The organism is Bartonella sp. AU15XJBT (genome assembly GCF_028618615.1).
Taxonomy (GTDB): domain Bacteria; phylum Pseudomonadota; class Alphaproteobacteria; order Rhizobiales; family Rhizobiaceae; genus Bartonella.
On the sequence record NZ_JAQITG010000004.1, the window covers coordinates 27,783 to 53,488 of the forward strand.

At 37.4% G+C, this 25,706-nt stretch carries 20 protein-coding genes; 9 read left to right on the forward strand and 11 right to left on the reverse strand.

All coding sequences use genetic code 11. The features are described from left to right. Window positions 1-121: 121 nt before the first annotated feature. The gene (locus PVV57_RS03080; protein WP_273783440.1) at window positions 122-679 is read right to left on the reverse strand and encodes a DUF177 domain-containing protein; all 558 of its coding nucleotides are present in this window, start codon (window positions 677-679) and stop codon (window positions 122-124) included. A gap of 223 nt (window positions 680-902) precedes the next feature. On the opposite strand from PVV57_RS03080, the gene PVV57_RS03085 reads away from it, so the two are divergent. Beyond that, window positions 903-1,382 (forward strand): outer membrane protein assembly factor BamE, encoded by a 480-nt coding sequence (locus tag PVV57_RS03085; protein WP_273718111.1) that lies wholly within the window; start codon window positions 903-905, stop codon window positions 1,380-1,382. Between the two features lie 72 nt (window positions 1,383-1,454). Here PVV57_RS03085 and nusB read toward each other — a convergent pair whose 3' ends face one another. From nusB to glyA, 6 genes are all read right to left on the reverse strand, one after another. Then, window positions 1,455-1,925, reverse strand: coding sequence for a transcription antitermination factor NusB (nusB, locus tag PVV57_RS03090; protein WP_273718077.1), 471 nt, complete (start codon window positions 1,923-1,925; stop codon window positions 1,455-1,457). Continuing rightward, window positions 1,918-2,382 carry a 6,7-dimethyl-8-ribityllumazine synthase gene (locus PVV57_RS03095; RefSeq protein WP_273783442.1) on the reverse strand — a complete coding sequence of 155 codons (465 nt, stop codon included), beginning with the start codon at window positions 2,380-2,382 and terminating at the stop codon, window positions 1,918-1,920. The genes nusB and PVV57_RS03095 overlap by 8 nt, the downstream gene beginning before the upstream one ends. 80 nt (window positions 2,383-2,462) lie before the next feature. After that, window positions 2,463-3,080, reverse strand: a complete 618-nt coding sequence (locus tag PVV57_RS03100; RefSeq protein ID WP_273718072.1) for a riboflavin synthase — start codon at window positions 3,078-3,080, stop codon at window positions 2,463-2,465. Continuing rightward, window positions 3,062-4,189, reverse strand: a complete 1,128-nt coding sequence (ribD, locus tag PVV57_RS03105) for a bifunctional diaminohydroxyphosphoribosylaminopyrimidine deaminase/5-amino-6-(5-phosphoribosylamino)uracil reductase RibD (protein ID WP_273718071.1) — start codon at window positions 4,187-4,189, stop codon at window positions 3,062-3,064. Before ribD ends, PVV57_RS03100 begins: the two co-directional genes overlap by 19 nt. Further along, window positions 4,182-4,664 (reverse strand): transcriptional regulator NrdR, encoded by a 483-nt coding sequence (gene nrdR, locus PVV57_RS03110; RefSeq protein WP_273718069.1) that lies wholly within the window; start codon window positions 4,662-4,664, stop codon window positions 4,182-4,184. The genes ribD and nrdR overlap by 8 nt, the downstream gene beginning before the upstream one ends. 13 nt (window positions 4,665-4,677) lie before the next feature. Beyond that, entirely contained in the window at window positions 4,678-5,991 is a 1,314-nt protein-coding gene (gene glyA / locus PVV57_RS03115) for a serine hydroxymethyltransferase (RefSeq protein WP_273718067.1), read from the reverse strand. A gap of 348 nt (window positions 5,992-6,339) precedes the next feature. On the opposite strand from glyA, the gene argC reads away from it, so the two are divergent. Continuing rightward, window positions 6,340-7,272, forward strand: coding sequence for an N-acetyl-gamma-glutamyl-phosphate reductase (gene argC, locus PVV57_RS03120; RefSeq protein ID WP_273718063.1), 933 nt, complete (start codon window positions 6,340-6,342; stop codon window positions 7,270-7,272). Window positions 7,273-7,293: 21 nt separating this feature from the next. Here the strand turns inward: argC and PVV57_RS03125 are convergent, their stop codons facing one another. The 4 genes from PVV57_RS03125 to hfq form a co-directional block, all read right to left on the reverse strand. Further along, window positions 7,294-8,385 (reverse strand): COX15/CtaA family protein, encoded by a 1,092-nt coding sequence (locus tag PVV57_RS03125; protein ID WP_273718061.1) that lies wholly within the window; start codon window positions 8,383-8,385, stop codon window positions 7,294-7,296. Between the two features lie 129 nt (window positions 8,386-8,514). Continuing rightward, a complete protein-coding gene (locus PVV57_RS03130; protein WP_273718060.1) occupies window positions 8,515-10,341 on the reverse strand; it encodes a hypothetical protein in 1,827 nt (608 codons plus the stop codon). Between the two features lie 144 nt (window positions 10,342-10,485). Further along, window positions 10,486-11,829: a GTPase HflX gene (gene hflX / locus PVV57_RS03135; protein WP_273783444.1), complete on the reverse strand. Its 1,344-nt coding sequence runs from the start codon at window positions 11,827-11,829 to the stop codon at window positions 10,486-10,488. Window positions 11,830-11,883: 54 nt separating this feature from the next. Further along, window positions 11,884-12,123: an RNA chaperone Hfq gene (hfq, locus tag PVV57_RS03140; protein WP_012231869.1), complete on the reverse strand. Its 240-nt coding sequence runs from the start codon at window positions 12,121-12,123 to the stop codon at window positions 11,884-11,886. A 664-nt stretch (window positions 12,124-12,787) separates the two neighbouring features. On the opposite strand from hfq, the gene PVV57_RS03145 reads away from it, so the two are divergent. The 7 genes from PVV57_RS03145 (at window position 12,788) to PVV57_RS03175 (ending at window position 25,698) form a co-directional block, all read left to right on the forward strand. Further along, window positions 12,788-17,347 (forward strand): hypothetical protein, encoded by a 4,560-nt coding sequence (locus PVV57_RS03145; protein WP_273783445.1) that lies wholly within the window; start codon window positions 12,788-12,790, stop codon window positions 17,345-17,347. 1,050 nt (window positions 17,348-18,397) lie between these two features. Then, a complete protein-coding gene (locus PVV57_RS03150; RefSeq protein ID WP_273718056.1) occupies window positions 18,398-20,716 on the forward strand; it encodes an NADP-dependent malic enzyme in 2,319 nt (772 codons plus the stop codon). 188 nt (window positions 20,717-20,904) lie between these two features. Beyond that, window positions 20,905-21,189: an acyl carrier protein gene (locus tag PVV57_RS03155; RefSeq protein WP_005773457.1), complete on the forward strand. Its 285-nt coding sequence runs from the start codon at window positions 20,905-20,907 to the stop codon at window positions 21,187-21,189. A 10-nt stretch (window positions 21,190-21,199) separates the two neighbouring features. Continuing rightward, complete coding sequence (locus PVV57_RS03160) at window positions 21,200-22,375, forward strand: beta-ketoacyl-ACP synthase (RefSeq protein WP_273718050.1); 1,176 nt, start codon at window positions 21,200-21,202, stop codon at window positions 22,373-22,375. 15 nt (window positions 22,376-22,390) lie between these two features. Continuing rightward, entirely contained in the window at window positions 22,391-23,665 is a 1,275-nt protein-coding gene (locus tag PVV57_RS03165) for a beta-ketoacyl-ACP synthase (RefSeq protein ID WP_273718048.1), read from the forward strand. A gap of 68 nt (window positions 23,666-23,733) precedes the next feature. Further along, window positions 23,734-24,762, forward strand: a complete 1,029-nt coding sequence (locus PVV57_RS03170; protein ID WP_273718046.1) for a zinc-binding dehydrogenase — start codon at window positions 23,734-23,736, stop codon at window positions 24,760-24,762. Window positions 24,763-24,768: 6 nt separating this feature from the next. Continuing rightward, on the forward strand, window positions 24,769-25,698 hold the full coding sequence (locus PVV57_RS03175; RefSeq protein WP_273718044.1) for a lipid A biosynthesis lauroyl acyltransferase: 930 nt from the start codon (window positions 24,769-24,771) through the stop codon (window positions 25,696-25,698). The last annotated feature ends 8 nt before the right edge of the window (window positions 25,699-25,706 follow it).

Sequence of the window (25,706 nt, forward strand, 5' to 3'; positions counted from 1 at the left end):
AACGTATATTATGATTTTGGGTGATTAAACACTCAATCAAAACACACCCGCGAAAACAGCTCCGCAGAAAATACTGTTTTTATCATAGCATACAATAGATAATTTTTTTATGTTTTTACAATCACTTCCAACTTTTCAAAACAGAAAATGGCGAAAATTTTTGCTCTGATTCTTCTAAATTTTTCACCACATGCATCTCTATCCCCTCTTTACGTGGATAATGATCAATAGACAACTCAAAAAATTCTTCCATGATTGCTCCAATATCAATTTTATCATCATAAAATACCTCCGGTGTATCAAGACCCTCCACATCTAAAAATAATTCTCGTGTATCTTCTGATATTTTGGGCTTCATCAAATTTGAATCTTGAGGAATAAAAACAACCTCAATATTTTCACGGAGAATATTTTCTAATGGCTCTAATGTAACAACACATAACTGTACTATACGCGCTTGCAACAAACCTTTTATACGCACGCCACGTTTTTTCCACGGAAGAATATGGAATTTTCCCTCACAAGATTTTACTTCAACTAAATCATGGTTTTGAGCTAAATGTGTACATTCTTTTTTGTTTGCACAAAGATGAACTCTTATACCTTTAACAGGGAGAGAACGCACGGATATTGGATAAGCCAAAGCAAATGCCATTTGAGAAACATTTTGAACATTCATTAACAACTCCCAAACATGAAAACCTATAAAGTACAGTGTTTTATTTAGCTCAAGTACATTTCATTCATTTTTTTCTTTTCTAAAGAAATTCTATATGGCATAATTTGTTTTATAACAGGGAAACTCAATGTAAGCTACGGTAGATTAAGCTAAAATTAGAAAAAACTTGAGATTGCCTTCTTGTCGTACATCTCAGTATAAAAAGGAGATATCATTGTTTCAAATGCCTCACACAATAGCCTCAATCAAACGTAAATTGTTGGTTGGTCTATCAATAGCAAGCATCGTAACACTTGCGGGGTGTAGTCTTCTTGATTCTTCAGGGTCAAGCCAAATTTATAGAGAGGGCTATATTCTTGATAAAAATGCTCTGAGTTCTATTTCTATTGGCTCAAGCCAAGAGCAAGTTCTTTTAACTTTAGGGACCCCTTCATTAAAAACAAAATATGATAATGAAGTTTTTTATTACATCTCACAAACACGCTATCGTGGGATGCAGTTTATGAAAACAAAGATTATTGATCGCAAAGTCTTAGCTATTTACTTTAATGGAAACAATCAGGTTGCAAAAGTTGCCAATTACGGTCTACAAGATGGTCAAGTATTTGATTTCATTACGCAAACAACACCGACTCTAACAAAAGAACACCCTTTCTTAATTCAAATTATAAAGGGCCCTGCGAATTTACCAACTCCTAACTAAAGTATATCATATACTGTTTCAACATTATTAGGTCTGATAACATCAGACCTAATAAAATAAAGAATATGACGATTAGGGGCGGATTTTTTTTGCCATACTGTCGAGAACTGCATTAACGAGTTTTGGCTCATCACCTTCAAAAAACGCTTTGGCTATATCAACATATTCATTCACGGCAACCGCAACAGGAACATCTTTACGATTGATCAGCTCCCATAAAGCTGCTCGTAAAATTGCTCTCAATATGGAATCAAGACGTGAAAGAGACCATTCTGCAGAAAGCTGTTGATGAAGCAGAGGATCAAGCTGCTTTTGATCTTTTACAACACCCGTTATAATCGCCAAAAACCATTGAAAATCAGCTTCAAGATACTGGTCTCCATCAATATCTTTTCCCAAACGATAAGCCTCATACTCAGCAGCCGTTTCCATCACGCCCGAACCCACGATATCCATTTGATAGAGAGCCTGAACTGCAGCAAGCCTTGCTGCTCCACGTTTATTGGCTGAACGCGGAAAATGTCTGCTTTTTATATCAGCCATATTTAACGTTATCTCCAAATCTCTTTTTTAGAGCGATCATACATAAAGCAGCTTCAGCCGCAAAACCACCTTTATTTTTATCATCTTGTTTTGCGCGCACCCATGCTTGCTCTTCATTTTCAACAGTTAAAATACCATTTCCAATAGCCAAACACTTATGAACAGTTAAATCCATCAATGCACGACAAGAATCATTGGCAACAATTTCAAAGTGATATGTTTCACCTCGAATAACACAACCCAGTGCAACATAACCATCATAAGATATCTTATTTTGTTCAGCAAAAGTTATTGCAGCTGGTATCTCTAAGGCTCCTGGAACTGTTATAATATCATAACTTGCTCCAGCTTTTTGCAAAGCACTCACAGCACCTTTCAAAAGCGCATCAGAAATGTCTTCATAAAAACGTGCTTCAACAATCAATACGTGAGGCTTTTTACGTATCTCTTTCATCATAATAGAATTCCATAAAAAACGAATCAAAAACTCAAAGCTATAGAGCATAAAATGCTAAAAACGATCAATAGAGTTGGAGCTTATTTATCTTCTCTTTTAAAATCAAAAAGCTTAGCAGCATAACGAGCAACTTGATCAATTTCTAAATTGACCCAATCTCCAATTTTAGCTTGTCCCCACGTTGTCATTTCAAGTGTATGGCGAATAATAAGAACATCAAAAACACAATCCTCAACACCATTAACAGTCAAAGATGTCCCATTAAGTGCAACAGATCCCTTAGGTACAATGAAAGGCATAAATTGTCTTGAAACTTTTAAATAAAAACGAATTGCATCCCCTTCATTTTTTTGTTCAACGATTTCAGCCAAGCCATCAATATGACCAGAAACCAAATGCCCTCCCATTTCATCACCCAATCGAAGTGAACGTTCTAAATTAATAAAAGTTCCTTTTTTCCATTGGGCAAGATTTGTTAAACGTAATGTTTCTTCCCACGCCTCAACAACAAACCAATTGAAATCTTCTTGTTTAAATCCTCGTTCCACAATTGTCAGACAAATTCCTGAACACGCAATTGACGCACCAATTGCTAAACTTTCTAGAGCATAGCGTGTAGAAATCTTTAAACATATCCCCTGTTTTAAAGATTGAACATCCTCAACACAACCGATATCCGTTATAATTCCTGTGAACATAATGTCTTACGTCTCCATTTATAAAAACGGTCATTTCCAAACATTTTTGTCTCAACCTCATGAAATTGCGAGAGATAATTTCCAAAATGAGGGGCTTCAATACGTTTTTTTCCTAAAACAACGGGACTATAAAAACATATCAAATGATCAACACAACCAGCATTCAAAAACTTTTCCCCTGTCTTGACACCACCCTCAAGTAAAACACTATTAATTCCATGTTTATAAAGCATCTGTAAAAGAGAAAGAGGATCTACACAACCATTGTTCATCTCTACCGAATAAACAGACACACCATATTGCTCCAATGCATTTTTTTTGCTTTTCTTTGACATATCCGCATCACAAATAACCCATGTAGGAATTTTTATGGCCGTTTGGACAACTTTCGCATCAAAGGGGATAGATAAATCTGCATCCAAAATAATACGAATTGGTGAGCGCATTTCCATTCCTGGCAAGCGGCAATTGAGTTGCGGATCATCTGCTAGTATAGTACCAATACCAACGAGAATAGCATTGTTTTGAGCCCGTAGAATATGGGTATGGGTATGGGAAAACGTTCCACTAATTTTTACGCCCCCCTTCTCCTTTTTCCCCACACCATTATCGGCAGAAATTGCCATTTTAAAAGTGACCGCACAGCGTTGTATCTTCCTTATGCACCAATGCGTCCATAAAGATTCAAAAGCCTCTTCAGCTAAAATACCCTCAACAACTTCAATACCAGCCGCACGCAAAAGAGTAAGACCACGACCATCCACACGCTTGTCACAATCAGTAAGAGCAACAACAACTCGGGAAATACCTGAATCAATAAGTGCATTAACACACGGAGAAGTTTTTCCATAATGTGCGCAGGGTTCTAAAGTAACATAAGCCGTCGCTCCTTGAGCCAGAGAACCAGCCATACGTAAAGCTTGCACTTCCGCATGAGGACTCCCCTGAATGGCTGTAACACCATAGCCAACAATAAATGTTCCCGTACTGTCATCATTTTGTACAATTAACGCACCAACCGAAGGATTATCACCTGTAAGCCCCACATGACGCTCTGCTAAACGGATAGCTGCAGCCATAAACCGCTCATCTTGCACTTTTTTATTCATCAAAACGAATTTCTGTATCCGCTATACCCTTTGACAGCTCATCGATAATATCGTGAAAATCACTTGCATTACGAAAATCTCGATACACAGAAGCAAAACGGATATAAGCGATATCATCAATTCTTTTTAATGCTTCCATAACAAGATGTCCAATTTTTTCTGAAGCAATCTCTGGTTCCCCCAAACTCTCAAGCTGGCGTACAATACCAGAGATTGCTCGTTCAATACGATCAGAATCAATATTGCGCTTACGTACAGCCACATCAACTGATCGCATTAATTTATCACGATCAAATGGCTCACATCGTCCACTTTTTTTAGTAACCAAAAGCTCACGCAATTGAACACGTTCAAAAGTTGTAAAACGACCACCACAAACGGAACACACACGGCGGCGGCGAATGACCGCCCCCTCTTCTGCTGGACGTGAGTCTTTAACCTGTGTATCCTCATATTGACAGTAAGGACAGCGCATCTCTTTTTTATCCTTAACGCGTGCTAAGATAAGAGTAAAGAGGAAATTGATTCGTTATATCTTCCACTTTTTTCTTAACAGCCATTTCAACAGCATGGTTATCTTCATCACTTTTTGCGTTCCGAAGACCATCAAGAACTTCTGCAATCAGATGCGCAACTTGAACAAACTCTTTTTCTAAAAAACCACGCGTTGTGGCAGCAGGTGAACCCAAACGAATTCCCGATGTTATAGATGGTGTTTCAGGGTCAAAAGGAATGCCATTTTTATTGCAGGTAATATGAGCGCGTCCTAAAGCCAACTCGGCACGTTTTCCTGTTAGATTTTTCGAACGTAAATCAACCAACAATAAATGATTGTCTGTACCGCCAGAAACAATATTAAAATCATTACTCTGTAATGTTTTTGCTAAAGTTTTTGCATTAGCAACAACATGAGCACTGTAACTCTTGAAAGAAGGATGCAAAGCCTCCCCAAATGCAACAGCCTTTGCCGCAATCACATGCATTAAAGGCCCGCCTTGAAGGCCAGGGAAAATAGCAGAATTAATCCTTTTGGATAAAGCCTCATCATTTGTCAATATCAAACCACCACGAGGACCTCGAAGCGATTTATGTGTTGTTGTCGTTACAATATGCGCATGTGGAACAGGTGAAGGATGTACGCCACCAGCAACAAGACCAGCAATATGAGACATATCAACGAGGAGATGAGCACCGATCTCATCTGCAATTTCACGGAATCGTTCCCAATCCCAGAATCGAGGATAAGATGAGCCTCCTGCTATAATAAGTTTGGGCTTACGTTCTTTTGCAAGCCGCTCAACCTGATCCATATCAATAATTTGATCTTCTTGACGCACGCCATAGGAAACAACATCAAACCATTTTCCTGACATATTGACAGATGAACCATGCGTAAGGTGACCACCAGCATTTAAATCCAATCCCATAAATGTGTCACCAGGCTGGAGTAACGCCAGAAAGACAGCTTGATTCATTTGGCTACCAGAATTAGGCTGTACATTTGCAAAAGCAGCACCAAAAAGCTGTTTTGCTCTTTCAATGGCTAAATCTTCAACGACATCAACAAATTGACAGCCGCCATAGTAGCGCTTTCTTGGATAACCTTCTGCATATTTATTGGTTAAAACAGACCCTTGCGCTTCAAGAACTGCTCTTGAAACAATATTCTCTGAAGCAATCAACTCAATCTCATGTTGTTGACGCTCAAATTCCTCTCTAATGGCATTAAAGATTGCACCATCAACTGTCTGTAAATTATCATTAAAAAAGCGCTTTTGTGCGTCATTTTCTTGCTGAGTCATAAAACACGTTCCTAACATTAAAAAAATAAAGTTGCCAAACGATAACACAGCAAATCATGCAAACCAAACATTTTAAACCACTTACACTCAAAAATACCGATACAAATATTTATCTTATTCCTCGTCGTAGAAACAGCGAAACAGCAAAAAAAAACCTTCACAAGAAGAGTGAAAAATGAAGTTAAGTTTCTTCTTTTACGTTCTTATTGATACCTTTTACAAAAAATATCTATAATCTAAAGAAATTCAATAAGTTAATGATTATAATTTAAGTTGGTAATGATTTAAAATAATTTATAATGAAAAAAGCTGGATATCGTAGGAAAAGTTAAGATAAGGCGTTTAAGAATGGTAACCAAAGTTTTTATTGATGGTGAACACGGCACAACCGGACTACAAATACAAAAACGCTTAGAGAAACGTACAGATTTAAAACTACTCTCTCTTGCTCATAAGGACCGCCATAATGTTCATCTGCGGCAAGACTATCTTAATCAAACCGATATTGCTATTTTATGTCTTCCAGATGATGCAGCACGCGAAACCGTTCATTGGCTTAAAAAGAATAAAAAAATTAGAGTTATTGATAGCTCAACAGCTCACCGTGTTGCACCAAACTGGGTCTACGGTTTTCCTGAAATGACAGCAGGCCAAAAAAAACGCATTCAAGCAGCCCATTACGTATCTAATCCTGGATGTTATCCCACCGGGGCCATTAGCTTGATTCGCCCACTTCGCGAAGCAGGATTGCTAAGCGCCGACTATCCCATTTCGATTCACGCAATCTCCGGCTATACCGGTGGTGGAAAACAATTGATTATGCAAATGGAAAATCAATCTCAAAAAAATATTCAAGAAAATTATTTTATCTATGGACTCAATCTTGAGCACAAACATGTGCCAGAAATTAAACTCCATGGACAAATCAACCAAACGCCACTTTTTATACCCAGTGTTGGTCGTTTTCCTCAGGGAATGATTGTGAATCTTCCTCTGCACCGCCATTTATTCACAAAATCAGCAAACTGTTCTGATCTGCGCGAGATTCTTGCAAACCATTACGATGGACAAAACATCATTTCAATTGCATCACAAGATGAAACGGCTTCTCTTCAAAGACTGAACCCAGAATGTTTTGCTCATAAAGATGGTATGAAACTGTTCGTATTTGGAAATGATCGCGAAGGAATTTTTAATCTCTGTGCCCTATTCGACAATTTAGGAAAAGGCGCATCAGCTGCTGCTATTCAAAACCTCGATTTAATGCTTTTAGCCAATTAAACGCTATCTGGATACAAACTTTTATTCAACAACGCGGTATGCCCCTTTTGTTGCTCGCCAATGCGCAACTGCAAAACATAACACGGCTAATGCCATACTTTGATGAATGAGCCCCAAACTTATCGGAACCTCATGTAACAGTGTCAAGATACCTAAAAGTGCTTGGATAATGATCATAAAGCAGATAAGAAATGCCCGACGAGAATGGGTTGAATGCGGAACATTTTTTTGTACATAGAAAGCATGAAGAGCTGAGATAATAAATAAAAAATAAGCAAAAAACCGATGAATAAATTGAACTGTTAAGGGATTTTCGAATAAATTAAGCCAATAAGGGCGTTGCTGCAACAACCCATCCGGAATAATCTGACCATCCATAAGGGGCCATGTATTATAGACTTTTCCAGCATGAAGCCCTGCAACCAAAGCACCCAAATAAATCTCTATCAAAACGAAAATAACAATCCAAGCCGCAAAATATTGCACCTTTTGATTGGCTGGTTTTTCAGAATACTCTGTAAGTCCTCGAGATAAATAAGTAACAAAAATAATAACAAAACATGCTGTTATAAGATGAAACGCCAAACGATATTGGCTCACACTTGTTAGATTACTTTGTCCAATCCCTGAAGCAACCATCCACCAACCAATAAAGCCTTGAAAGGCGATAAGGATCGGTACAACAATAAGCAGGAGTAAAATATTTTTTTCGATACGCTTCGTCGCCCAAAACCAAATTACCCCCAATAAAGCGACAAGCCCAACAAGACGCCCGAGAACACGGTGCGCCCATTCCCACCAAAAAATGACCTTAAAAGCACTTAAAGTCATATCACGATTAAGCAACTTATACTGTGTGATCTGTTGATATTTTAAAAACTCCTCTTGCCATTGCTCCACACCGATCGGTGGAATAACGCCATGAATTGGCTTCCATTCTGTTATCGATAATCCTGATCCCGTCAAACGAGTTGCACCCCCTACCAAAACAATTGCTAAGCAAAGCAATAAAATAGAATAAAGCCACACCTGAATTTGCTTTCGATTTCTCTTTTGCACAGGTGTTAAAAGGTTATCGTTTAATCTTTTTACTACCATCTCTGATTGCCCCACGCTTCTCTCCGACTACAATGCATTTAAAATTTAAACATAAAATCTTCGTATTTTAAGTATGTACTACAACTTTAGCAAAAAACAAGCATACCGCTACAACACGGGATACATATTTCTTTTTTACGAAGTTTATAATGCAACAACGCGATAAACAGTCTTTGGAAAGTGACTGACCATCCGCATCATCCAATCCTGCTCATTAAGAACAGTATGACAAATATAATAGTCCGTTAGCTCTGCAAATTGCTCAAATCCATATTTGGGTTCACTTGCCATCTCTAAAATAATAAAATCATACTCTTTTTTAAATTCTTGTAATATATGAGAAATATTATCTGAAAAATCTTGTGCAGAAACAGCGCTTGTTAACCCTTGAGGAAGAATATCAACCCCCGTATCATAATCACGATAAATAACATCATGCAACTGAGCATTGCCCGTTAAAATATCGCTCAGCCCCCGATGTGGACCAATGACTTTCTCTATTTGTTGGCCAGAGATATCGACCAACAAAATTGTTTTGTTCTCTTTTATAAGATGAAGTGAAAGTTTTGCCGCTGTCCGTGCTGCCTCTGGTCCAATAATTGAAATAATGGTTGAGGCTCGCCATTTCAAAACATCAGATAATCCCTCTATCGTAATAAAAGCTTCAAGACTTTTCGTTTCTTGAGAGACTAAAATACTCTCATTTTTCTTGAAAGAATTTTCTTTTGATCTCAAATCCTCTTCTGAGAGTTTATCTTTTTTGCTTCTAAAGCACGGATAAAATAATACTATTCCGAGAAAAAGAGTAAGAAAGCTGGCCAATGCACTCACAAGAATATTTTTTCCATAAAGAGCGATAAACGAAATTGGCGCTAACGTTGTTGGCATAACCACGTGGATCTTTGTATTTTGCAAGAGAAGAGAATCATCATTTAATCCCCGATATGAACCAATAACTTTTTCTCTCCCTTGAGCAGACTTGCTCATCATTTTATTTTGTGCATCAATCTCTACTTTTATTTTATTTTCAAACGCGTTAAATATTTGATTCAAAGATTGGCATTGATCTTTTACAAAAAAGCTCATCCTTTTTTTGAGCTGTTTTTCCAACTCCGTTGCAATAATCTCATCTGAATGGACTTGATAAACGATCTGCAAAATTTTATTTTTTAATTGCTGAGAAACCGCCTCTAATTCCGCAGTCATTGCCTTAATTTGAGGGTGTGTCCATCCCAATTGCACAGCCATATGTGCTCTTTGTGTTTCCAAAAGATCACGTTTAGATTCCAAAGCTATAATTGCTGAATTGTCTGCAATAAACGATAAGGACAGTAAAGACTGCCCATTTTCACGCATCATGTTAATCGTTGAATTCAAACTTGTTAAATGAATACGCTTTAAAGTTGCTTGCGTTAATTGCATCGAAAGATCATGAAGCTCTGTTTGTTTTACTCCATGCTGAATAAAAGAATCAACAGAGGCACGAAATTCCTGCATGATATTAATAATCGCAGTATTATCATATTGTTTGTCTTCTAATTTCTCATTTAACAAAGACTGTTTCTGTTTTATGATGACTTGTGAAAACGCAGAAAACCAAGTTTCCACCCCCCGTTGAGCTGCTTCACGTGTTTCAGCTTCGAAAGTAAGATTGATAAGATCACCATGACGCGATAAACGGATATTTTCCTGTTTTTTTTTCTTATAAGAAGCACTTAAAGAAAAATGCGAATCATCTAAAAATATAGGCTGTAAAAACAAAAAGGCGATAATATTGTCTTGTTTTTCAATCGGTAATGACTTTCCTACAGAATCAGATAATGAAAATACTAAAGTTGCTTGGTAACCACGGGGTTGAACAAAATAATACAACCAAATCAAAGAGATACACAGCATTTGTAACAGCAAAACAATCAAAATGTTTCGCCATACTGTACGTACGAACAGTCTTTTATTACATTTAAGACTCATCTTTATTTTAACCAGCAAAATATTTTTTCATATTGTTTTATTAAGAGAAAGTAGTAACTATCCTCTTAACTTGCTGTCATATTATTTTGAGATAAGAAAAACATAAAATCTGAGCAAAAAAGTTCAACAATAGCTTAAAAAAACTTAATTCATATTTTTTTTGATGTTCTCTAGTTGTTTTTTTGCTTCAGAAGTAAGAACAGCTCTAATGGTAACAGACCCATCATCATGCCCTTCCTGCTTTATTTCCGCAGAGTTTTCATAAAACCAATCAATAAGGAACATTTCATGAGGTTTTAAAAGATATTCAATGCTTTGCACCTCTCCAAAAATTCGCTTTTCAATGGTTCTTAATAATTGATCAAGTCCATCCCCTTTAAGGGCTGATACTATGAGCGCAGGATTTAACCGTGACTTTGCGCTCGTTTGTAAAACATTCAATACTTGCTCATCTAACATATCAATCTTATTCCAAACTTCTATGATATGCTCTGTATCATCAATATCGATATCAAGACTTGAAAGCACTTCTAAGACATCTTGAGCATGGGCACGATGATCAAAATCTAACATGTCTCTTACATGAAGAATGAGATCCGCTTCAACCACTTCTTCAAGAGTTGCTCTAAACGCTGCAATCAAATTTGTTGGCAAATTAGAGATAAAGCCTACAGTATCAGACAAAAGAACAGTTTTTCCATGGGGAAGAACAACTTTGCGCAAAGTTGGATCAAGCGTTGCAAATAACATATTCTTTGCTAAAACATCAGCACCGCTTAAGCGGTTAAAAAGAGTTGATTTTCCTGTATTCGTATATCCTACCAGTGCAACAACAGGATAAGATGTTTTTTTTCTTTTTGCTCTATGAAGTGCGCGTGTTTTAATAACAGTTTCCAATTCGCGACGAATACGAATAATTTTCTCTTGCAAAAGACGCCTGTCTGCTTCAATTTGTGTTTCACCAGGCCCACCTAGAAAGCCACGCCCTCCACGTTGCCTTTCCAAGTGCGTCCAACTCCGCACAAGCCGCCCTTTTTGATAGGACAAATGCGCCAATTCTACTTGCAAAACCCCTTCTTTTGTTCGTGCACGATCACCAAAAATCTCAAGAATCAAAGCTGTTCTATCAATAACTTTACAATGCCATAATTTTTCTAAATTACGCTGCTGTACTGGCGTTAAAAAGTGATCTATAATCACAAGCTCAATGGAATATTCATCGATATAATCGGCGAGTGCATCTACTTTACCTTTTCCAAAGAGAGTCGCAGGACGAGGTGTTGCAATATTAATTGTTTCATAATTAACAACTTCTAACCTTATAGCACGCGCTAACCCCAATGCCTCTTGAACACGGGAAGATATAGAACAATCTCTCAAAGAGCTTTCACTTCTATTCTCTTGAAAAATCGGTATCAAAACAAGTGCGCGCACCTGTTTTATAATTTGCGAAAATACGCCTCTTAATCTCTCATTTTCATTTATCATAGCAATCTAAGTACTTTTAAAATGGGATAAGAGGTTTATCTTAAAATGATACGTTTACTCAGGACTTTCTCCTTCAAACATCTGTACAGGCTGTCCAGGCATAATCGTAGAAATAGCATGCTTATAAACCAATTGCGCGTGTCCATCTCGGCGCAAAAGGACGCAAAAACTATCAAATGAAGTTACAATACCCGTGAGCTTAACGCCATTAACAAGAAAAATTGTAAGGGAAATTTTTTGTTTACGCACCGTATTTAAAAACACATCTTGCAGGTGTTGTGATCGCTCTGCCATTATTCTTACACCTTCATCTCGATTGCATAAAATATTCGTGCATGCATATCGACTGAAAAATATTCAATTGTCAACGTAGAAGCTTCAAATTTTAGCAACAAACAACTGAAATTAGAGAAAAAACCGCCCTTTAAGGTAATAATTAAAGTACAACTTATGAAAAGCTATCATTAAATTCAAAATTTTTCCACGTTTACTTTTTTATGAACTTACAATTTAAGAGACAGATTTTTATACATCCTAAGCTATTATAGACGAGATGATAAGTCCCCTTCGTTTGGAATCAATAAAAGTAGCGGACAACAATATTTATCGATCATCGATATTCAAAAAACGCATTCGCACCACACTGTTTTTTTAACATTAATATATAACTGCCATTAAATTGTCCTTATCTTAAAGAAAATAGGTTGATAAAGCTTTTTATAAGCACAAGTTGTAAACAGTATTTTTGTTATTTGTCGGATCAAATAATAAATTGTTTTTACTATATTTTATAACATTTTTAAACAGAGCGTAAGATACCGCGTTAACTTTATTTTGATAAGTTTTCAAATTTTTCCCCTCAGCATATTCCTTTCTAAATAATTAACAGCTAGTATGCGGGAATTATGTAGAAGAGGACGTATCCCTTTTTTTCCGTCTGTAAGAGTACGAGGCGAGTATGGCACGCAGAACCAAATTGCAAACATTTGAAGTTGAAGTTGAAGAAGCCCTCACAAAAGCGATGAACTTTGATTTCGATGACACAGTATTGGAAACGATATCATCCAATAATTCTGAAAATATTGTTAATGTCGATGATTTGATTCAAAAAATTGCAATGGCAGAAGAAGAGTTTTTTGCTGAAAACGGTCCTTCAACTTTTGTCTCTAATATTCATGATGACGCTGTTATTGACAAATCTGTTGTTGGCCAGCTTTTTGCTCCAAAACCTTCACCTGAGATTTCAGGGGGAACGGTCCACAATACATTGTTGTCGACAAAACTTCTTCCTGCAAATGATGATATAACAACCCCTGTAAATTTTGGACTCTTAAAGCAACGTTCTTCTTCTCGAGTCTACTGGTATACAACAGCGCTTAGTGCTTTATGGGCAACGGGAGGAGCCTTTATTGCGCATAAGCTCGCTCCTAGCGGACTGAGCTCCTTATCTCATATCAGCACTTTTGTGACATCTCCGACAGGGCTCGCTGTAGCAGCCGGAACAGCAATTCCTATCCTTATATCTTGGGGCGTTGCTCAATTAACAAAACGTTCGAACGAATTGCATAATATTGCTCTTCTTATGACAAATGCTGCACAGCGCCTTAGTGAACCACAACAATTATCTGAAAAACAAGCTATTGCTATCGGGCAAACCATTCGTGAAGAAGTAGCGGCAATGAACGAAGGTATTGAGCGTACCCTCGGACGTGCTGTTGAACTTGAAGCAATCATACAAGGTGAAGTTCACAACCTAGAACAAGCCTATGCTGAGAATGAATCACGCATTCATACACTCATCAAAGAATTGAGTAATGAACGCATAGCCATTTTAAATCACGCCGATCGCGTACAATCAACAATTAAAGGAACCCAGGAACAACTAAGCGATGAATTTGGCTTGGTTACCTCTAGAATTGTAACCAATGTTGAAAAGCTTGCACAAACCCTTTCTCAAACTTTACAAAAACAAGGTGAAGACCTTGTTGCAAAACTTTCCTATGCCGGTGATGGTGTAACAAATCAGCTTGTTACAAAATTTAATGAAACAACAACACAAATTCAGCAGAAAAACACAAAATTTTTCGATGAATTAGGAAAAAACTTTGATGGTTTTGCAAAACGGTTTGATCATAATGAGAAACAAATAGAAAAAGCCTTTAATGAAACAGCAGTAAAAGCGGAAGCGCATGTTGCTAAAATTGCAACACATATGCAAGCAGTAACAGATCAAACTCTGCACACTGTCGATGAAAAGTTTAAAGCCCTGGATAAAGCTCTTATTGATCGCAATAATCAATCTCTACAGAATTTTGATGAGAAGATCTTAAAGCTCGACGACCAAGCACATAAACTCTCTTCTAAATTTGATAACGTAACCTCGCAAGCAATTGGAGCCTTTGAACAACGTTTAGCAACTGTTGATCTTTCTCTTAAAGAACACAGTAACTCCATCATTAATTCCTTTATAGAAAGCAGTCAGGCTTTAGAGGATAATGCTGAAAAACTTGGTAACTTCTTGGAAGCTCATGTCTTGAAAATAAATGAAAATCTCCAAGAAAAAACAGCAGACATTACCCATGCATTTACAAATGGACGTGAAGCTATTCTATCTGCAATTGATAAAAGTCAAGAAAATCTGAGAGAAGAAATTCAACATATCGACAATGCCATTGTTGATATCATACAAGAACGTTCACAAGATTTTAAATTGCAACTTTCTGATCAACGATCTCTCATGGCAGACATGCTCGATAACGAGAAGAATAAAATCGCTGATGCATTAAGAAATCAGATTGATGTCTTGGCCCAAAATACTTCTCATATTGAGAAAGTTTTGACTGACAATGCTCAAGTCGTTGATAAACAAGCTGAAAGCCATATTGCAAATATCATTCAATGCACTGACAAACTACAAGAAGTCATTGTACAAAGCTGCAATACAACCCAAGATGCTTTAGAAGCACAAGCGAGAAATATTGATATCCGTGCCGATGCTCTGCGTGACTCTTTAGCAATTAATAGCTTTTCTCTCAATGAAGTTCTTGCTGATCAAGCACGTACACTCGAGCAACGCATGGAAACAATCCATGATCTCATCGCAAAAAGTGATATACGTGTCGATGTTGTATTGAAACAACAAATAGATTTAGTTGAGAGTGCAATTGCCGCCAATAATAAAAACATTACTGAAACAGTTCAAGATCATATCAAAAACCTTGAAAGCCATGCCGAAATTTTAAAGAATACTCTCTCTCAATCGAGTGGTGTTTTCTTTGAAACCCTTGAAACACGTATGGAATCATTCGATACAAATCTAGAAGATCGTGCACACAAAATTCTTGAACGGACAACAACGCTAGAGGAAACATTATCTGAAAAATTTAGCCAAGTCTGTGAAGCCATTGATATGCAAACATCTGTTATTGAGGAACGTTCTGACACTTTAAAGGCGTCTCTCATGCTTAATAATGAGCAAAGTCAGATAATTCAACAAACGCTGGAAAGCAGTGTTGATAATATGCGTGTTAGCTTAGAAGATTCTGTTAATACAGTTACAGATAATCTGCATAACAAGATTATAAAAGCTTCTGATATTCTTTCTTCTACGAGTGAACAAATTCTCTCATCTGTTACGAATGTTGCCGCACAAGCTGAAAATATTCTCTCAGAGTCAGGCAATCGCATTGTATCAAACGTTAAAAAAACAGTTTATGATACCAGTGAAAAAGTTCTGTCCGTTCTGTCTGAACAAACAGCACATACTGTAGAAGCTTTCGCAACAGCCAGCCATAATGCACAAGCATTATTGAATGAAACAATTCACACATCAACAACAGCAATAGAGCAAGTCCTTAACGAACGTTGTGATGTTCTTCATGACTCTATGCAAAATCTTAAAAACAATTTAGGATATCAGCTCTCTGATGTAACAAGTCGTCTGGAAGACGCAAAGAATCAGACAGCTATACAAATTTCAGAACATGTTGGAAAAATAACAGAGCTGACAAATCACTTAAATCAAGCAGCGCAAAGTACGACAGAGTCAATAGATTCTTTAACGCAGCATATCGGTGAACAACTCTCTCTCTCCACACAAGATGCTGAACAGAGAATTTATGCACATAATGAATCTTTAGTGAATAGCTTGAACAAAGCGAACTCTGAAACACTGCAAACAGTAACGGCTATGAAGGAAGAGCTTGTTAATAATGTCTCATCCATCTTAAAACAGTTGAATCAATCAATTTACAACTTCCAGGAAAATAATAATGTTTTATTATCGGCTGTTCAAAATATTGACGGTCAGTTTAATGAGACTACGAACAATTTTTTCCGCAACACAAACCGAGTAGCAGAGCGTTTATCAGCCTCAAATCAAGCACTCAATAATAATGTTGAAATTCTGCAAGGACTCTCAAAAAATACCTTTGAACAAATTAATCATATAACGAGCAGTTTTGGTGAACATGCAAAAACACTTTCCCAAACTATTCACGTTCTTGAACAGTCTGAAAATTCACTGAGTGCAACACTTGAAGAAAAACATAATACGCTTTCTGTATTAAGCGATGCTCTTGTTTCAAAGTCTCATGAAATTAATCAAATGATTGAGCATTATGAAAAAATCTTCAACTTAGCCCTTGAACGCTCTGATAAGAATGCGCGTAACGCCACAGATTCATTCCAACAATCCCTTAATAAGCTTATTAATGAGGCGTCAACGCGTTTTTCAGGAGCAGCAGAAGATATACGTCGCTCTGCGGATGAAGTTCGTTTAGAGCTTTCAAAGATTAATAATGACATTCATGAAAATGCTAAAAAGCTTCCAGAAAAAACAAAAGAAACAACGCAAACAATTCGTACGGCTTTGAATGAACAAATTACAGCATTAAAAGATCTCGTCAGTGTTATACAAAATGATCAAAAGAGCGCAAAAGAACAGTTAATATCGGCATTTCCTACATCATCAATGCTTAATAAGAGAAATGAAAATTCCTCTGAGTCCATTAAAAAGATCATACCCCCTAAACCTGTTTTGCAACAAGATCAAAGCAAAAAAAGACCCAATAAATGGGTATCAAATCTCTTAGAAAGAGCTTCACGTGATGAAACATTTTATGATGAAACCCCAAATGATGCTGTTTTAACATCCGTGCAAACAAAACCACGTCCTGCAAACAGTTCTCTTAACTCATTAGCATCAGGTATAGTGCAAGCGATTAATCACAATGCCATTGTTGAGCTATGGGATCATTATCAACGTGGACAAAAAAATATCGTAATAGAACACCTTTATACCTCAAATGGAAAAACGATATTTGAAATGATTAAGAAAAAATACATGAGCGATTTTGAGTTTAAACGTTCAGTAAATCAATATGTTACGGATTTTGAAAAGCTCTTGCGTGATATATCGCGTAGCTCTGGTTCCTCCAACTCAGTCCGCAAATATCTGATATCAGATACAGGGAAAGTTTATACCATGCTTGCTCATGCAAGTGGCCGAATCCAATAGGCAATGAGAAAAGTGGAAAAAATATTTTTCCACTTTTTCTCCCTCCAGTTGTCTTAATTTTTTATCATAGTGTGCTTTGCAATCAACTTAAAACTTTGTACTTCAAAGACTGATGATTGGCATGTGTTCTTTTGATAGCCTAAGCGATAAGCTTAAAGAAAGCATAATAACTATCAAACAGCCTATCATTCTAAAAATGATAAAGCATATTTTCTACTGCTTTATCCTTCTCGTAATCCTTTTATTTTTCGTAGTTTCATAAAGGCACAAAACCAGTAATATTATTTTATTTGCTAACTCACAAAATTTTTTCGTACTTTTTATGTAAAAAATATCTCTATTCTTTTCTTAAAGGTTTTTTATCCACATATTACTCTCGCTTGAAATATGTAAGTAAATATTTTTTTATTATAAAGTATAAAGTAACGCGTTATATGGGATATATGAACTTCATATGTCAAATGCGCAATGACAACTTTTCCAATGACAGCTTCGTTTATTAAAACACATACTTGTCAGTATATAAAAAATACAGCTCTAAACGATTAACAATTCAATTGAACAATAAACAACACAAATTCCATTTTTAACGTTCCCATCTCCTTGTAAATAGCTGAACAAACAGTTTATAATTTTCAAATTATTGTTCTAAAATTCTTCTACCTACGTATAGAACTTTAAATAAAATATATATTTTATAAAAAGCGAATGAAATGAACAGTAAAAGCTCTTCTGTTCTTTCCTTATTTTGTAAGCATTGCAAAAAAAATAATGGCTTGGTAATGTAATCATTCTTAAGTATTTTATTTGTTTGTAGACTAATTAATTTTTACGCATTTTATTAAGGATAAGAAAAACAAATGTGCTGCTATCAATGAAATTATTCATGCGCACAAACGAAAAGAAACATCAACCTGGTTTTACGATCCAGAAGAATTTGCTCATGCTCATGCATTTTGATATTCAGAGAAATGAGGATCTATTAGTGGACAAAACCTTATTGTAGATGGAACACTCATATAAACATACACTAACTTGGATATCATAAAAATGTCTAGAGAACGAAATAATAATTTCAGTTCACCAATAGCTGAACTTGACAATGCTGCACTTTTTTATCACCAACACCCCAAACCTGGAAAATTGGAAATACAAGCAACAAAACCTCTTGATAATCAACGTGATTTAGCTCTTGCTTATTCCCCAGGCGTTGCAGCACCATGTCTTGCAATTCATGAAGATCCCAATCTTGCTGCTCAATATACATCTCGTTCTAATTTAGTCGCTGTTATATCAAATGGAACGGCTGTTCTTGGTTTAGGAAACATTGGCCCACTCGCTTCAAAGCCAGTTATGGAAGGCAAAGCCGTTTTATTTAAAAAATTTGCGAATATTGATGTTTTTGATATTGAAATTGATGCATCCGATATAGAGCAAATGGTACAAACGGTATCCACCTTAGAACCTACATTTGGTGGTATTAATCTTGAGGATATTAAAGCTCCTGAATGTTTTGAAATCGAAGAAAAGCTGCGCGCTAAGATGAATATTCCAGTTTTTCATGATGACCAACATGGAACGGCCATTATTGTTTCTGCAGCTGTCTTAAATGCCTTAAATCTTTCAGGAAAAAAAATTGAAAATGCAAAAATAGTTACTTCAGGTGCAGGTGCTGCCGCCCTAGCTTGTCTTAATCTTTTGGTCCGTCTTGGAGCAAAAGTTGAAAATATTTGGCTTAGTGACTTAGAGGGCGTTGTTTATGAAGGTCGCAAGACCCTTATGGATCGTTGGAAAGTCACTTATGCACAAAAAACTGACGCACGAACTTTATCCGATATTATTGATGATGCGGATATTTTTCTAGGCCTATCGGCAGGTGGTGTTTTAAAGCCTGAATATCTTAAAAGAATGGCTCAAAATCCATTAATTTTAGCGCTGGCTAATCCAGTACCAGAAATTATGCCTGAAGAAGCACATTCTATACGACCCGATGCAATGATCTGCACAGGGCGCTCTGATTATCCCAATCAAGTTAATAATGTCCTTTGTTTTCCCTATATCTTCCGTGGTGCGTTAGACGTAGGTGCTACTGCAATTAATGAAGCAATGAAAATGGCTGCTGTTCATGCAATTGCTGCCCTTGCGCGTGAAGAAACTTCAGATGTTGTAGCACGTGCATACTCAAAAGAACCGCCTAATTTTGGGCCAGACTATCTGATCCCCTCTCCTTTTGATCCGCGTTTAATACTGCGTATTGCTCCCGCTGTTGCTAAAGCAGCAATGGCAACGGGTGTCGCACTTCGTCCCATTGAAGATATGGAAGCCTACCATGATATCCTCAATCGATTTGTCTTTCTTTCTGGTCTAACAATGAAACCTGTTTTTGCTGCAGCAAAAACCGCAAAACGTAAACGTGTTATCTATGCCAATGGTGAAGATGAACGCGTCCTTCGTGCAGCACAAGTTGTCATTGAAGAACAAACAGCAATACCTCTCCTTATCGGCCGTCCACACGTCGTAGAAGCAAGATTAAAACGCTTTGGTTTGAAAATTCGCCCTAATATAGATTTTGAATTAACAAACCCTGAAGATGATCCACGTTTTCGTGATTATGTTAATTTATTTTTTCATTATACAGGAAGACGTGGCGTTACGCCTGAAATGGCAAAAACAATCGTTAGAACATCAACAACCGCTATTGCTGCCCTTGCTGTCATGCGTGAAGAAGCAGATGCGATGATTTGCGGCTTAGAAGGACGTTTTGAACGTCAACTTGAATTGATTGAGCAAATTATTGGACTTGATCCTCATGTTCATCGTTTTTCTGCTATGAGTTTGCTTATCTCTCAACAGCGTACTCTTTTTCTCACAGATACTTACGTCAACGAAAATCCCTCTGCCGAAGAAATCGCTGAAATGACTGTATTGGCAGCTCAAGAAGTTGAAGCATTTGGAATAACACCCAAAGCAGCCTTATTATCACACTCAAATTTTGGTTCTAAAAACACAGAAAGTGCGCGTAAAATGCGCCGTGCAACAGAAATTCTTGCCAAAGAATACCCTCATTTAGAAGCAGATGGTGAAATGCACGGTGATGCTGCCCTTTCGAAAGTTTTTCGTGATCGTGTTTTTCCCGATTCTCGTCTCAAAAGTGAAGCAAATTTGCTTATCTTTCCAACTCTTGATTCAGCCAACATCACGCTCAACACTGTTAAAAGTCTCACAAATGCACTTCATGTTGGTCCTATCTTAATTGGGGCAGCACGTCCCGCCCATATACTAACGCCTTCAGTAACTTCACGAGGCGTTGTTAATATAACAGCCCTTGCCGTTCTTGCAGCAAATAGAAAAAATGGAATCGTAAAATAAATGTGCAATAAAACTTCAAAGTTTTTTAAATATTGAGGTATAGTATTTCACGTACTGTAAAGCTCTTTTCTCTATAGAAAAGACAATTATATTCTGGATTAAGGCTTTTTTTTAAAGAGAAAAAAGGCTAGAAGGGTAATATTAAATGTATTTTGAATTTACTAACGCTATAATAAGGAATCCGTACATTGCCTTCCACGTTTGATAAAGTTGCTGATATTATTGCAGAAATCAGTGAAATTGATCGCAATACCATCACACCTGAAAGTCATACAATTGATGATTTAGGAATCGACAGTCTTGATTTTCTTGATATTGTTTTCGCTATTGATAAAGCTTTCGGAATAAAAGTTCCTCTGGAACAATGGACGCAAGAAGTCAATGAAGGTACAGTTGCTACAGAAGAATACTTTGTTCTTAAAAACCTTTGTGCAAAAATTGATGATCTCGTTGCCTTAAAACAGGCGGAGTAATTTTTTCACTATGCATGAGCAATCTGTATTCATCACCGGTATAGGCCTCATAAGCTCTCTGGGGGAAGGAACTGATCAACATTGGAATCTCTTAAATGATCCAATCTGTACACCAAACCTAGATTGTACAACTTTTTCGCCCTACACAGTTCATAAATTGCCTGAAGTTGATTGGAGTTTACAAATTCCCAAAAAAAGTGATCAACGGCAAATGGGCACATGGCAACGTCTTGGTACCTATGCAGCTGGTCTTGCTCTTGATGATGCTGGCATGAAAAATAATGAACAATTCACGTCAACAATGGACATGATCGTAGCAGCAAGTGGAGGAGAACGTGATATTATTGTTGATACACAGATTCTTTCTAAAGCGCGAGCAATCACCGATCATGCTTCTATGTTAAATGTTGCGCTTTCAACTGAACTTCGTCCAACATTATTTTTGGCTCAACTTTCAAATCTTCTGGCGGGAAACATTTCAATCGTTCATAAAGTCACTGGGTCATCCCGCACATTTATGGGAGAAGAAGGCAGTGGACTTTCTGCACTTCAAATTGCTGTAGCCCGCATTAAATCAGGACAAAGTACCCATGCTCTTGTCGGAAGTTCCTATAATGCACAAAGTTATGATATGTTGTTGGCCCATGAGCTTGGAGGACTTTTAACCCATAATGGATGGAGTTCAGTGTGGGATCGTGCAATTCACCCTGGTGGTGGTATTATCACCGGTTCTGGTGGTGTATTTTTGGTTCTTGAAAGTGGAGAACATGCAAAGAAACGTAACGCACGTGCTTATGCTGAAATTAGCCAAATTATTACAGATCAAACAGATAGAACCAAAACGCCGCTTAAGAAATCAATTGCAACAATGTTAAAAACGGCGGGTGCTAAAGCTTCCTTAGCCATTTCAGCAGCCTCTGGTGCTCACAAGGCAACAAAAGCAGAACAAGATGCTCTTGATGATGCTGATTTATCTTACCGCGGTATTACAACATTATTCGGTTATATGCGAGAAGCACAATTTCCTTTAGCACTTGCTCTTGCAGCACTTTCAATTGAAAAAAAACATTGTTTTCCAGCGTTAAGTCCTCATGAAAAACCTTTTTTAAAAGAAGTACATGAAATATTTGTCACAACGATTGGTATAAAAAGGGCTGAAGGTATCGTACGTCTTACGGCTGTTTGAAGGGGAATTTCTATCGTGAAATATCATGATCATTTTGGACGTCCACTTGTAGCGATAACTGGAGCAGGCGTTGTCACATCACTAGGACAAGGAAAACATGAAAATTGGCAAAAATTAACAAGCGGCGTAAGTGGTATCCACAAAATAACACGTTTTCCCGTTGAGGGATTAAATACATATATTGCTGGAACAATTGATTTTCTTGAAGAAAGTAGGCTTGGTGCTTCGGCTCTTTCTCAAAAGCTTGCACATCTTTCTGCTGAAGAAGCTTTAGAACAAGCTGCTCTTGATAAAACAAATTTTAATGGACCTCTCTTTCTAGCTGCGCCTCCTGTTGAACTTGAATGGCAAGCACGTTTTAGTCTTGATCAAGAGGAAGACTTCAATAATGAGCCTTCTTATGCACATCTTCTTAAAATCTGTCAGCATAAACCCCATGAGACACTTTTTGAAACCACACAATTTGGTGCAATTGCAGAAAAACTGCAAAAAACGTTTGGCACAAAAGGGCTTCCCGTTACACTTTCCACGGCTTGTGCATCTGGTGCAACAGCAATTCAATTAGGTGTTGAATCTATTCGACGAGGAGAAACAAATCGCGCTCTCACCATTGCGACAGATGGATCAGTTTCAGCAGAATCTCTCATTCGTTTTTCATTACTATCTGCTCTTTCCACTCAGAATGAACCCGCAGAAAAAGCAGCAAAACCTTTCAGCCGAGACAGAGATGGATTTGTTATGGCAGAAGGCTCCGGAGCTTTTGTTCTTGAATCTCTTCAAAGCGCATTAAACCGTAATGCTACAATTTTAGGAATTTTAGCAGGTTGTGGAGAAACAGCTGATGATTTTCACCGTACACGTTCAAAACCCGACGCATCACCAGCCATTGGATCCGTTCGCAAAGCCTTAAATGATGCACAAATCACCATCCATGAAATTGACTATATTAATGCCCACGGAACCTCCACACCTGAAAATGAGAAAATGGAATATCTTGCGTTATCGACAGTCTTTGGTGACATTCTAAAGCATATTCCAGTTTCTTCTAATAAATCAATGATTGGGCATACCTTAACTGCTGCTGGTGCCATAGAAGCCGTTTTTTCGCTTTTGACCATTCAATCGGGGATACTTCCACCTACAATAAATTACGATAATCCTGACCCTTCTATCCCTTTAGACGTTGTTCCTCATCATAGCCGTAAAGCCAATGTCAATGCGGTTTTGTCAAACTCATTTGGATTTGGTGGTCAAAATACGAGTCTTGTTATCACAGCCTATAAAGGATAATTTTTTCCATACTGACCAAAGTTAATCGTACTAAAGCAATAGCAATTATCAATTGAAGGGGAATAATAATGCGTGCGCTACAATTGCTAAATGAACGCCAGCTTGAAATTACCAATATTGCACCACCACCATCTCCACTTCCCGATGAAGTAACAGTGCGGATAAAAGCTGTTGCTCTTAATCATATTGATGTATGGGGCTGGCGTGGCATGGCCTTTGCGAAAAGAAAAATGCCCCTCATTATTGGTGCCGAAGCTTCCGGTGAGGTTATAAAAGTAGGAGATAGCGTTGAAAATCTCCAACTTGGACAGATTGTCTCACTTTATGGTGCACAAACCTGCGGAGTATGCCAAGCTTGTCATGAAGGACAAGATAATCTTTGTACGGCTGTAAAGGGAGTCTACGGTTTTCATCTTGATGGTTTTGCTTGTGAGTTTGTCAATTTGCCAGCACGTTTATTGGTTCCAGCCCCTCCCCAATGTGATGAATTCCAAGCCGCTGTTGCTCCCATTACTTTTGGTACCGTAGAACATATGCTTTTCGATAACGCAAAACTACAAGCAGGAGAAATAATCCTGATACAAGCAGGTGGTTCCGGTATTGGCTCTGCCGCCATTCAACTTGCAAAACATATGGGCTGTACTGTTATCACGACGGTAGGTTCAGATGAAAAAATTGCAAAAGCACACTCTCTTGGAGCAGATCATGTGATTAATTATCGTAAAGATCGTTTTGAAGGTGTGGTACGTAAATTAACTCAAAAAAAAGGTGTTGACGTTGTTTTTGAGCATGTTGGTGCCGATACATGGAATGGTTCTCTGTTGTGTATGAAAAAAGGAGCACGCTTAGTGACTTGCGGTTCTACCTCTGGTGTTTCAGCCTCTATAAATCTCATGCAATTATTCCAGCAACAACTTAAAATATTTGGTTCATTTGGCTGCCGTATGGAAAATATGAAAAATGCCATGCAAAAAATGGCACAAAAAGCTGTACACCCTGTCATTGATACGATTGTTGGACTTGATGAAATGGATACAGCTTTAAACCGAATGGAGAGCCGTGATGTTTTTGGTAAAATTATTCTTAAAATCAATTAAATCATAATGAAGCTTTCTCTTAAAAATCTCATCTATCGTATTAAAATTATAGCTAAAAAAATATCCTACTTGTTGTGGGCATATCTGCTCTTTAGTTCTTTATTTATTTTAAAATGCTTTCCAGCCCAAATGGGAATTTCTTTTTTTTCTTGGTTGGCAAAAAAAATTGGTCCCCTGATCCATCGTCATCAAATAACACTTGCAAATCTTAGGAGCGCATATCCAGAAAAAACAGAGCAAGAACGCTATGCGATTGCAATAGAAATGTGGGAAAATATAGGGCGCTTCCTAGCCGAATATATTTTTCTTGATAAAATTTTTGATTTTGATCCTCATGCGGACGAGCCAGGTTTTATTGAAGTTAAAGGCATTGAAATCTTTGAGCGATTAAAAAATGAAAAAAAGCCACATATTTTTTTCACAGCGCATACTGGAAATTTTGAACTTCTGCCTATTTGCGCACAAAGTTTTGATCTGAATGTTACGGTATTATTTAGACCCCCCAATAACCCTTATGTTGCCAAACGAGTCCTTAAAGCACGACAAACTTCTATGGGACATCTTGTTCCCTCCAAAGCTGGTGCAGCATGGGCATTAGCAGGCAAATTAGCAGAAGGTGAAAATGTTGGTATGCTGGTTGATCAAAAATTTCGCCGCGGTATCATGGGAACATTTTTTAACAGACCCCTTAAAACAAATCCCTTAATTATAAAGCTTGCGCGACAATATAACTGTGATATTTATCCAGCACGTTGTATTCGTCTCCCTGGAGGACGCCATCGTTTAGAATTATATGAACATGTAGAACTTCCACGTGATGAAAAAAACGATATCGATATAGCTGCTTCTGTGCAAAAATTAAATGATATTGTTGAAACTTGGGTCCGTGAATATCCTGGACAATGGATGTGGTTACATAGACGTTGGGATATCTAAACATAAGC

Bases quoted from the DNA above. Each gene is read 5' to 3' on its own strand.
- PVV57_RS03080 (WP_273783440.1), bottom strand. From the start codon at position 679: ATGAATGTTCAAAATGTTTCTCAAATGGCATTTGCTTTGGCTTATCCA.
- PVV57_RS03085 (WP_273718111.1), top strand. From the start codon at position 903: ATGCCTCACACAATAGCCTCAATCAAACGTAAATTGTTGGTTGGTCTA.
- nusB (WP_273718077.1), bottom strand. From the start codon at position 1,925: ATGGCTGATATAAAAAGCAGACATTTTCCGCGTTCAGCCAATAAACGT.
- PVV57_RS03095 (WP_273783442.1), bottom strand. From the start codon at position 2,382: ATGATGAAAGAGATACGTAAAAAGCCTCACGTATTGATTGTTGAAGCA.
- PVV57_RS03100 (WP_273718072.1), bottom strand. From the start codon at position 3,080: ATGTTCACAGGAATTATAACGGATATCGGTTGTGTTGAGGATGTTCAA.
- ribD (WP_273718071.1), bottom strand. From the start codon at position 4,189: ATGAATAAAAAAGTGCAAGATGAGCGGTTTATGGCTGCAGCTATCCGT.
- nrdR (WP_273718069.1), bottom strand. From the start codon at position 4,664: ATGCGCTGTCCTTACTGTCAATATGAGGATACACAGGTTAAAGACTCA.
- glyA (WP_273718067.1), bottom strand. From the start codon at position 5,991: ATGACTCAGCAAGAAAATGACGCACAAAAGCGCTTTTTTAATGATAAT.
- argC (WP_273718063.1), top strand. From the start codon at position 6,340: ATGGTAACCAAAGTTTTTATTGATGGTGAACACGGCACAACCGGACTA.
- PVV57_RS03130 (WP_273718060.1), bottom strand. From the start codon at position 10,341: ATGAGTCTTAAATGTAATAAAAGACTGTTCGTACGTACAGTATGGCGA.
- hflX (WP_273783444.1), bottom strand. From the start codon at position 11,829: ATGATAAATGAAAATGAGAGATTAAGAGGCGTATTTTCGCAAATTATA.
- hfq (WP_012231869.1), bottom strand. From the start codon at position 12,123: ATGGCAGAGCGATCACAACACCTGCAAGATGTGTTTTTAAATACGGTG.
- PVV57_RS03145 (WP_273783445.1), top strand. From the start codon at position 12,788: ATGGCACGCAGAACCAAATTGCAAACATTTGAAGTTGAAGTTGAAGAA.
- PVV57_RS03150 (WP_273718056.1), top strand. From the start codon at position 18,398: ATGTCTAGAGAACGAAATAATAATTTCAGTTCACCAATAGCTGAACTT.
- PVV57_RS03160 (WP_273718050.1), top strand. From the start codon at position 21,200: ATGCATGAGCAATCTGTATTCATCACCGGTATAGGCCTCATAAGCTCT.
- PVV57_RS03170 (WP_273718046.1), top strand. From the start codon at position 23,734: ATGCGTGCGCTACAATTGCTAAATGAACGCCAGCTTGAAATTACCAAT.
- PVV57_RS03175 (WP_273718044.1), top strand. From the start codon at position 24,769: ATGAAGCTTTCTCTTAAAAATCTCATCTATCGTATTAAAATTATAGCT.